The organism is Lactobacillus sp. UMNPBX4, assembly GCF_002554115.1.
In the GTDB taxonomy this organism is placed as follows: Bacteria; Bacillota; Bacilli; order Lactobacillales; family Lactobacillaceae; genus Lactobacillus; species Lactobacillus gallinarum.
This window is the reverse complement of the sequence record NZ_PCZF01000110.1, coordinates 1-1,599: the sequence shown is the minus strand read 5'-3', so window position 1 is coordinate 1,599 and position 1,599 is coordinate 1. Positions and strand designations below refer to the sequence as shown.

Annotated in this window: 1 protein-coding gene; it reads right to left on the bottom strand. The window is 39.8% G+C overall.

The annotated features are described in order from the left end of the window. Positions 1-55: 55 nt before the first annotated feature. Positions 56-1,462 carry an ISLre2-like element ISLcr2 family transposase gene (locus CP355_RS09900; RefSeq protein ID WP_098044445.1) on the bottom strand — a complete coding sequence of 469 codons (1,407 nt, stop codon included), beginning with the start codon at positions 1,460-1,462 and terminating at the stop codon, positions 56-58. Positions 1,463-1,599: the final 137 nt, after the last annotated feature.

Below are 1,599 nucleotides of genomic sequence, written 5' to 3'. Positions count from 1 at the left end.
GTAAGTGTCAATGTTTTTGCGGTAGCCTTTAAACCATTAGTCTAACCTTAATTTCTTAAATATTTATATGACTTAAATTTCTGCTTAGCTTGCTTAAATAACTATTGCCAGCTACCTGTGCGGTTAATGCGCCATGCTGGATGCCTAAATGAACTTCATGACGCTTCTTTAAGCTGTCACGGGCCGCTGCTTTTAATTCCTGTTCAGTCAATACAGTTATTTCTGAATCTTCAAACTCGCTGCTAAGCCAAAATTCCAGCTCTCGATTCTTGATGCAGCTTAAGATCCTAAGCATGCCTTCTGCTCCAGATTTTGACCATTTCTTGCCTTGCCCCTTAACACGGTAGGTATACTTGCGGTGGTTGCTCTCGCAGCAGCCAATGGCTTTAGTCACAGTCAGTTTTCGTTCCTTAAACGGCTTAATATCGTCCCAATGACGATCAATATAATTCCTTAGGCGCCCCAGATAATCATGATTGAGCTCGGTATTCAATTCATCAATTAGTCGGCTTTCTGCAGTGGTTAGGATAGTTTTAACTTTGTCATAGCTGTATTTGTATTCCAAAGCAGAAATCAGCTTGCCTTGCAGGTCAGGCGCAAAATATAGCCTTTCTTTGATTTTCTTATTTAGGTGAAAGACATCCAAGAAATGCTCATGACGCTTGCATAGCCCTACAATGTCATCGAAGTCTGTTTTGGCATATCCAGCACCGCCATCGGCGTTGCTAAGAATTACAGTATCAGAAAGATCATAAGTATTGGCCAGGTACTCCTTGGCTTCGTTCAGCGCATCAAGTCGGCTTAAAGAAACAAATTCCTTGGCATTGATTCGCTTTCTGCGTTTCTTGCTTATATTGACAATGCCTTCACAGACCTGATAGCGATGAAATTCCAACCGGCTTTTAGTGCCTTTGATCACCACGCCATCGCCTTCAAGATACAAAACTGGGACCTTTTTCTTAGTGCCTGCGGCATCATATCTTGAATCTGCTTCTTGGCCCGCTTTAATATTTTTCCCGGCCATTTTTACCAAATTGCCCACCTGCATATGGCTAATATTAAAGCCAGACAGGCAATTGACTGCTAGAGCAGTATTGCGATAAGTGGCAACGCTGCTTACTTCTAAGATGTTTTTGACTGCTAAAATACTGTAGCGCTTGTATTTGTCAAAGCCCATTAATTCATCCAAGGGATACCTTGCTTGTTTGCCTGGGCAGACATATCTTCTTCTGACATACCTAACTTCGCCAAAAGCCATATTGATTGAGCGCTCATTCTTCTTGTCAATCTGATAGCCCTGTGCTTTAACCTTGGTAATCATTTCATCATCAACTTTAGCTAAAGCCAAGGCCATGATTTCCTTAATCAGGTTTAAGAAGAAACAGATTATTTTTCTTTCACGCTTAATATAATTATCTTCAGACTTTATAATATTTGCGATTTCAGTTACAATTGAATTCATAAAAGACCAGCTTCTAATGTGTTTTTTGTTCTTAACATCAGACTACTGGTCTTTTTGTTTGAGCTCAAGTCCAAATTCAAAGGACTTGGGCTTTTTTAATTATTTATTCAACTTACCGTAAAAAATTATACACTTAG

Coding starts and splice junctions, on each gene's coding strand:
- CP355_RS09900 (WP_098044445.1), bottom strand. CDS start 1,462: ATGAATTCAATTGTAACTGAAATCGCAAATATTATAAAGTCTGAAGAT.